Below are 7,245 nucleotides of genomic sequence, written 5' to 3'. Positions count from 1 at the left end.
CAAGACCGAACGAGCATTCTTCCTGCTGGCCAGCGACGACGTCAGCAAGAACAAGCGGTGCAAGATACTGGTCGACTGGTTTCTCGCCCAGTCCGAAGAGCTGCGCCTGTGATTTCTGAGCCGGCTGATGCCGCGGGCTCGCGTCCCCGCTTGCATCCTCGGCTCGACATAAACTGGGTTTAGAGCCGCCTGGACAGCTATGGACGCCAGCAGCAGTAGATGACATTCCCGCTCGGCCGGACTTTTGGTGCCAAGGTTCATCTTAGTGTTAGCCTCATTTATGAACCCTCAGATGCACGATGACGGCAACGACGGGTTGACTGAGTTCGCGGGTACTAGCGTTCTACGTAGCTAGTGCGCAGATCGGGGAGAGCATGGCTGGGTCGGTGAGGATTTTCGAGTCTGCCTGCTACTTGTCGCGATCTCGGGCCTCGCAAAGCCGATTCGGCATAAACTGGATTTGGGGCCGGCCAAAATTTTTAGCTGTTCTCGCCCAGTCCGCTCCGCTCTATAGTCTGTTGGAGACCTGCTCTTGCAGAACTTATCACTAGTGATGACCCTTCGTTGCCGCGAGCGCTGGCGAATAAGGCGTGGTTTTCTGGCGCGTCTCGAGGCAATCCAACTGGAGGTAATTAAATGGTGTCGAATGTTGCTTTGGACGAGCGCCGGAATGCTGCTGTTGCGGCATCGGTCTCGCCGCCCTTTCCGATGTATGTCGAGCGGGCTCAAGGTGCCGAGATCTGGGACGTGGAGGGACGGCGATATATCGACTTCCTGAGCGGAATGGGTGCTCTGGCGGTCGGCCACTCGCATCCGAAGGTCGTCGCTGCCATACAGGCCCAGCTTACCAAGTTCAGCCACACCTTCTTCGGCACCGCTCCGTATGAGAGTTATCTTGCCGTGGCTGAGCGGCTGAACCAGCGTTGCAAGGTCGGCGGACGGGCCAAGACATTGCTCGTCACGACCGGTGCGGAGGCGGTCGAGAATGCCGTCAAGATTTCCCGCGCCTACACCAAGCGGCGCGGCATCATTGTCTTCGGCGGTGCCTTTCACGGCCGCACGCTGCTGACCATGGCAATGACGGGAAAGGTCAATCCATACAAGCAGTCCTTCGGACCGTTCCCCGGAAACATCTATCGCGCGCCCTATCCGGATCTCTATCGGGGCGTCAGCGTCGAGCACTGCCTTTCGGCCTTGGACACGCTCTTTGAATCCGAGATCGAGGCGAGTGCGGTCGCGGCGATCGTCATCGAGCCGCTTCTGGGTGAAGGTGGCTTCATTCCCGCGCCTGTCGAGTTCATGGCAGGTATCCGGCGCCTTTGCGATCAGCATGGCATCGTCCTCGTCGCCGACGAGGTGCAGTCTGGCCTCGGCAGAACCGGCCGCCTGTTTGCGATCGAGCATACCGGCATCGAGCCTGACTTGCTGCTGATGGCCAAGAGCCTGGCGGCTGGTATCCCGATTGCCGCGATCGTCGGCAAAGCGGAGATCATGGACTCCGTTGCGGTCGGCGGCCTGGGCGGCACCTATGCGGGCAACCCGTTGGCCTGTGCGGCTGCCTTGGCCGTGCTGGATGTGCTGGAGGAGGAGAATCTGCTTGGCCGCGCCAATGAGATCGGTGAGCGTCTCACGGCTGGCTTGCAGCGAATCCAGAAGAAGCGGAACCGCACCGTGATTGGCGATATCCGAGGGCTGGGCTCGATGATCGGCGCGGAACTGGTCGAAGATGGCGAAACCCGCAAGCCGGCACGCGCGCTCACCGCCAAGGTCATCAAGGAAGCAGCCAGCCGCGGTCTGCTGCTCGCATCGGCCGGGCGCCACTTCAACGTCATCCGCTTCCTTGTCCCGCTGGTCCTGACGGATGCGCTCGTCGACGAAGCCCTGGGCATCCTCGACGAATCGATCGACGCCGCGCTCGAGAGCGAGCTTGCTCCCGCAAAGGCTGTTGCTTAGGCAGGGGACACGCATCAGCTTTGCAGACCTCAGAGGCATTTGCATTGGCAAGTGAGTTCCGGGGTTCACGCAAACCAACGCGTTCAGCGACTCTGAGTCAGGCTGAAACCAGCCGTGCCGCCATTTGAGGTTTTCGGACGTTCAGGTTCGAACCGATAGCGGCTAAATGTAATGGGTCGATAACACCTTGGCGCTCGCCTTGGATGCTATCGACCCATTTCATTTCGCTGCCCTGACTAAGCCATGCCCTTCGAAGGAGAAGGTTAGTAGCAGGGGACTCACCGACTCGGAGGGGCGCCGGAAGTTGAGACGAGTGCTTCACAGACGGGCCCCTGGGAGACGCCATCGATAAAGATCTCAGCAAGCACCAGCCTGCGCGTCGAATCCGCGCGAGATGGTGCGGTCGCCTGGAGGAACAGGTCGCCTTGCTCTGCCGGTGCAAGCGTGATGCTTTGTACTTCGGCATGCGGTCGCCAACCAAAGGCCGGTAACAGGCGAGCGGCAAAAAGGGCGGAGCGGTTCAGGTTATTACGGACCCTGACGGTATACGTGACTTCGCTGTCCGGGCTCGTTTCTGAAATATATGGCAGCATCCGTGCCCAAAAAAGGTCGATGAATTAGTCCGCGGGCTCGCTTACGACGTCGCGGAAAGCTGCCTCCTTTCGCTCGATATAATCCGTGTATTCCGAAATTTAGGACTGACGTATCTCAATCAGGTCCCGTGGCCGGGACAAAGTACATCTGGCTTCGTGGCCTGCAAAACGGTTGCGCAACGACGACGCATCTCCAATTGGAAGCTGTTACGCATCACCGTTAGCTGGACCGGAATCTCGCGATCGATCCTCCGGCGCCCGGATTGCATAGAGCAACATTGTCACCGCTGAAGAGCACCCGCCTTCCGGTCCATCTGAGCCAAAATCATTGAGTGGAGTTCGGCTTGACCAGGTGCGTAGTGAATATGGAAACAAATCCTCTCCAGTGGAATGCCTCACCATCATGCAGTACTTTCTGCACTTCTATAGGCTTTCGAAAGCAACATGGCGTACTTGCCCACGCAGAAGGGTTCGCTATAGCTTCGGCAACGCAGTCGAGAGCCCAGCATTCCGTGCCGAATTTACGCTGAAGAAACGGGATTCCACAGATATGGTCGTCATGAATGTGGGTGGGAATGACGACTTCGATCTGCTGAACTCCGTATTCGTCCCGCAGTTGGTCGATATGATGTTCGACAAAGCGCAGGGCTTGCATGCCGCTGTGATCTATTGCCGAAATGCAGGTGCCCTGGAGATGACAATCCGTAGCAACATGGCGTGCCCGCTTCCGCTAAGCACGATGTAAAAGTTCGAGCAGGTGTATGGGCCTGCCCAAAGCAGGTGATCCGAAATCTTCTCCAGCTTGCTTTCGCAACGTTTTCCAATCCTCGAAACCTGTATTCCATCCGGATGTGAAAAGCCGGCCGACATTCGCCAGCTTTTCCAGCTTCGGTTCGAGCCTTTCGATATCCGCGCTGACCCCGCTGATTGTCTCTCCATGAGAAGGGTATGCGATCGAGACGTTCTCCCGCTTCAAGGCAAGGATGGATTGCATCGTGAATTCGACCCCGGCCAGGTCGCCATAGGCATATTCCATTGCATGCAGCTGATACAGATTCCCTCCGGCCGTCATCAAATCGCCGATAAAGGCGACCTTCTGACCATCCACGCGCGTGATCAGGCTGATCATGCCGTACGTGTGGCCTTTGGCTGGCATGATACGGACCTCATAGTCTTTCCAGACGAAAGTACTGTAATCTTCTAAGATGGCGTCTATAGAAATGTTTTCGCCCAACGAGAAGAACGTGTTCATGTTGTTGTAGTTGTCGTAGATCACCCTGGTCTGCCAGTGAGCCTCGACATTGTCGAACAGGTGTCGCTCGAATTCCGGAACGGCAACCTTCGCGCCGGACTTGCGGACGCTTTTCGTACCCCAGCATTGGTCTCGATGGTGGTGTGTGTGCAAGACCCAGTCGACCCGGTCGACTCCTATGTCGACTAGATGGCGCATAATAGCACCGGAGCCCGTGTCGATTAGCAGCGCATCTCTATCGCTTTTCAAGATAAATACGTTGCACGTGTCCCGAAATTCCCAGAGATTTCTGGAATGTTGGATCAAAGTCATGCGATTTCGTTACCGTTAGCAACTCGGCCTTCGAGATGTGGATCTACAATGAAATAATGCTCTACCCGGGTTTCCAAGTGACTAGGCCGAGCCCATCTTCGACAAATGGCCCGGCGATGGCCGGCGTTGAAACGGGGTCGGCACGTCAGCCGAAAAGTTGCAAGGGTCAGACCGCGGGGTGCATTGCCAAATTGGTATTGCAGCCCAGCAAGTCGTCCGGCCAGCTGTTTGGCACCCGAGCGGCACGCCATCGCAAGCCGCCCGGTTATTTCTTGTGAGGTTACAATTTTCAGCCAGTTTGATCGAGCCAAACCTTACCGAGATCGACATCGAACGTTGGGTGCATCTCGTAGCCTCTGACCCGCTTGGCCGAATGATGAAACACAGAAAGCCAATAGGGTTGAATGAGCACACCAGAATCCTGCAGAAGCGCTTCGATATCCTTCATGAGCCCCTTTCGCTTCTCGGGGTCCGGCACTGTCAACGCCTGGTCCAGTAGCTTGTCAAATTCCGGGTTGGACCAAGACGATTCATTCCATTCAGCACCACTTCGATAGGCGAGCGCCAAGACCTGAACGCCAAGCGGCCGCATATTCCAGTTCGTGGCGGACAGGGGGTATTTCGTCCAGTCGTTATAGAACGTGCTGCTGGGCAGAACCGTCCGCTTCACCTTGAAGCCAGCCTCGCGCAGCTGCTGCGCAATTGCATCGGTCGAATCCTTCAGCCAATCGACGTCCGGACCGAAAATTTCGTGCTCGAAATCCATCTGGCCGGCTTCGGTCATCAGTTGCTTTGCAGCGTGGACATCTCGCTTCTGTTCCGGGAGCGGATAATACTCCGGGTGTATCGGCGCTACATGGTAGTTGGCGCCAACGATGCCGCGGCCATTGTAACCAATTTGTAGGATAGTGCCGTTGTCGACGGCAAGCTGCAGGGCATTGCGAACTCGCTGGTCATCATACGGCTTGGCGGTAACCTTGGTCCGGCATACGATCGTTGTCGCCGTCTTTGCCTCGGACTTGACGAGACCGAGTGCGTCGCATGCGTCGATATTGTTCGCGAAGGTCTGGTAGTTGGCATCGATCTCATTTGACTCGAAAGCGCTCTGAAGCAGAGATGTATCGGTTCCATAGTCAATGAATTGAACTTCGTCCAAGTACGGCTCACCACCCCACCATGTTCCGTTTGCTCGGCGCTTCAAAACCGCCTTTTGGGCAACCTCCCATGAGACCAGTTCAAACGGGCCCGTACCAACCGGATGCGTTACTAAATTCGAGCCGTTCTTTTCGAATTCACGATGGACTAGCAGGGCTGGGTAATCGGCAAAGCCCGCGATGATTGTGACGTCAGGCTTTGACAGCGTCAGTTTGATCGTATGCTCGTCGACCTTTGTGATGGCGCCGTCTTTCGCCTTGCCTGTCTTTTCATCGATCAGCGTAACCAGGCGCGCTGCCATGGAATTCCCAGGTACGTCCTTTTCGCACCACCGCTGCAGGTTGAACAGCACGTCATCTGCAGTAAAATTGTCCCCGTTGTTCCATTTGACACCCTTGCGGACGTGTAGCAGATATCCTGTCGCATCGTCGTTGGCTTCCCAGCTCTCCAACAACCAAGGTTCGAAAGTGTATTTGCTGGTGTACTTGACCAGTGGGTCCAGGAATTGACGAGAAATGTTACCGATTTCCGGGTAATCACTCACACGAGGATCTTTGGCGCCGTCGACGCGCATGGCAATTCGCAATGTTCCACCTTTTTTTCCGGTCTCTTCGGCATGCGCCGCCGGAAAGGCTCCAAGCATAGAGTACGCCACAGCCGTCGAGGCACCAAAGATGGACGCGAGCGCCAGGAATTCGCGTCGATCCATTTTGCCCGTTTTTGTCTCTTCGGCGAGCCGGTCGAATATTTTGGGCATAGGTTTGCCCATCCTGTTGAAAAAACTCATTTGCACCTCCACAGGGTTATGGTTGATGTCGACGGAGTGAGCCGACCGAGTCGAATTCAAGCTCCTTTGAGGGTCCCTGCAATTTCTGGACCCGCACACGATCGGCAACGTGGGTCAGCCGTTTTGTCACATGGGGCTCAAGCGTTATTGTTGACGATGAACACGAGGGCATGCTGAGATATTCATATCCGCTGCCGCTTACACGGTGCCCCTCCTTCGACTTCCGGGAAAGGCCAAGAGAAAATTAGGCGATCATTAGAGATCACTGAACTATGAAAAGGTGCCCGGCGATGTAAATCTATCCTATCTCGTGGCCACTCTGGCGTTCGCCTTGGTAGCGGCAACTGACGTGGAAGCAGCAATGCTTGGCAGCGGAGCAGTGTTTACGGAGTCGTCGACAATGCGGCGGCTTGAATCCGATCTTGTCTGATGCGTCGCCTGGGTTGCCTACAATCGAGCCATTCCATCTCCCGCACGTGGCTAATCTATGTCAGCAAGATGGCGCCACCGGCTCCAAATGTGCTGTTAGCTCGAACGGTAAGCGCCTCGGTACTAATGCATTCCCAGTCCTGTAGGTCGCCATAATTTCTGGGGCTAAACTTCTGCCCCGGCCTGTCTGAAGCGGACCGCTGTTACGAAGCGCACACCCAGCGCAGTGACAGCCTTGGGGTAGGGCTTGCTTGGCTTCGCCCTTGTTTTCAGGATATCGATCACGGGCGACGATCGACCCGTCGCCAACTCGGCGGGCCTTGCCGAAAGCAGCTCCCCGAGCGACAGCCGTGCCGTTGCAGAATGCTGCGCCGTAGACATTGCGGTCCAACTCGCCGGAGACCTTTCCGCCGTTTTGAGCAAGGGTAAGAAGTCCGTCCCAGCTGCTTTCAAAGCCTATCGACGAAAGTCCAGGCCAGCGTCGGTCAAACGCAATCTGCTGCTGCGCCCTGGCCTTTGTCACGTCCCGCTGCGTCGTCTTGAAATCGGTGGCGTAAGAGTAAACGTTGCGAAGGATAAGGCCGTTGTCGATCGTCCGTCGAACGGTCGTGCCGAAGCTGTTTGCTGGGATCAGGCCGTAGGTTGGCTTGTTGCCCATTTGGGAAAGTTCGACCTTGGTGAGCTGCCGAGCTATGCTGGAATTTGGGTGACGAGGCTGATCAAGCGGCGCTCTGCGGCTTCGTTTCGATGACCTCGATTCCGTC

Annotated in this window: 4 protein-coding genes and 1 pseudogene; 2 read left to right on the top strand and 3 right to left on the bottom strand. The window is 56.4% G+C overall.

What is annotated here, in order from left to right:
- The first annotated feature begins 636 nt into the window (after window positions 1–636).
- On the top strand, window positions 637–1,953 hold the full coding sequence (gene gabT, locus CK222_RS31170) for a 4-aminobutyrate--2-oxoglutarate transaminase (protein ID WP_176477813.1): 1,317 nt from the start codon (window positions 637–639) through the stop codon (window positions 1,951–1,953).
- A gap of 996 nt (window positions 1,954–2,949) precedes the next feature.
- Window positions 2,950–3,291 (top strand): hypothetical protein, encoded by a 342-nt coding sequence (locus tag CK222_RS33315; RefSeq protein ID WP_245433416.1) that lies wholly within the window; start codon window positions 2,950–2,952, stop codon window positions 3,289–3,291.
- On the opposite strand, the gene CK222_RS31160 is transcribed toward CK222_RS33315, so the two are convergent.
- The 3 genes and pseudogenes from CK222_RS31160 to CK222_RS32775 form a co-directional block, all read right to left on the bottom strand.
- Entirely contained in the window at window positions 3,277–4,110 is an 834-nt protein-coding gene (locus CK222_RS31160) for an MBL fold metallo-hydrolase (protein WP_095802977.1), read from the bottom strand. The genes CK222_RS33315 and CK222_RS31160 overlap by 15 nt on opposite strands.
- Window positions 4,111–4,399: 289 nt before the next feature.
- Window positions 4,400–6,052: an ABC transporter substrate-binding protein gene (locus CK222_RS31155; protein WP_095802979.1), complete on the bottom strand. Its 1,653-nt coding sequence runs from the start codon at window positions 6,050–6,052 to the stop codon at window positions 4,400–4,402.
- 490 nt (window positions 6,053–6,542) lie between these two features.
- Window positions 6,543–7,245: pseudogene (locus CK222_RS32775) on the bottom strand (hypothetical protein); the annotation flags it as partial.

It is taken from the genome of Mesorhizobium sp. WSM3866 (assembly GCF_002294795.1).
Classification (GTDB): domain Bacteria; phylum Pseudomonadota; class Alphaproteobacteria; order Rhizobiales; family Rhizobiaceae; genus Mesorhizobium.
The sequence above is the reverse complement of the archived record's forward strand: the minus strand, read 5'-3'. Positions and strand labels throughout refer to the sequence as shown.

Bases quoted from the DNA above. Each gene is read 5' to 3' on its own strand.
- CK222_RS31155 (WP_095802979.1), bottom strand. From the start codon at position 6,052: ATGAGTTTTTTCAACAGGATGGGCAAACCTATGCCCAAAATATTCGAC.
- gabT (WP_176477813.1), top strand. From the start codon at position 637: ATGGTGTCGAATGTTGCTTTGGACGAGCGCCGGAATGCTGCTGTTGCG.
- CK222_RS31160 (WP_095802977.1), bottom strand. From the start codon at position 4,110: ATGACTTTGATCCAACATTCCAGAAATCTCTGGGAATTTCGGGACACG.
- CK222_RS33315 (WP_245433416.1), top strand. From the start codon at position 2,950: ATGCAGTACTTTCTGCACTTCTATAGGCTTTCGAAAGCAACATGGCGT.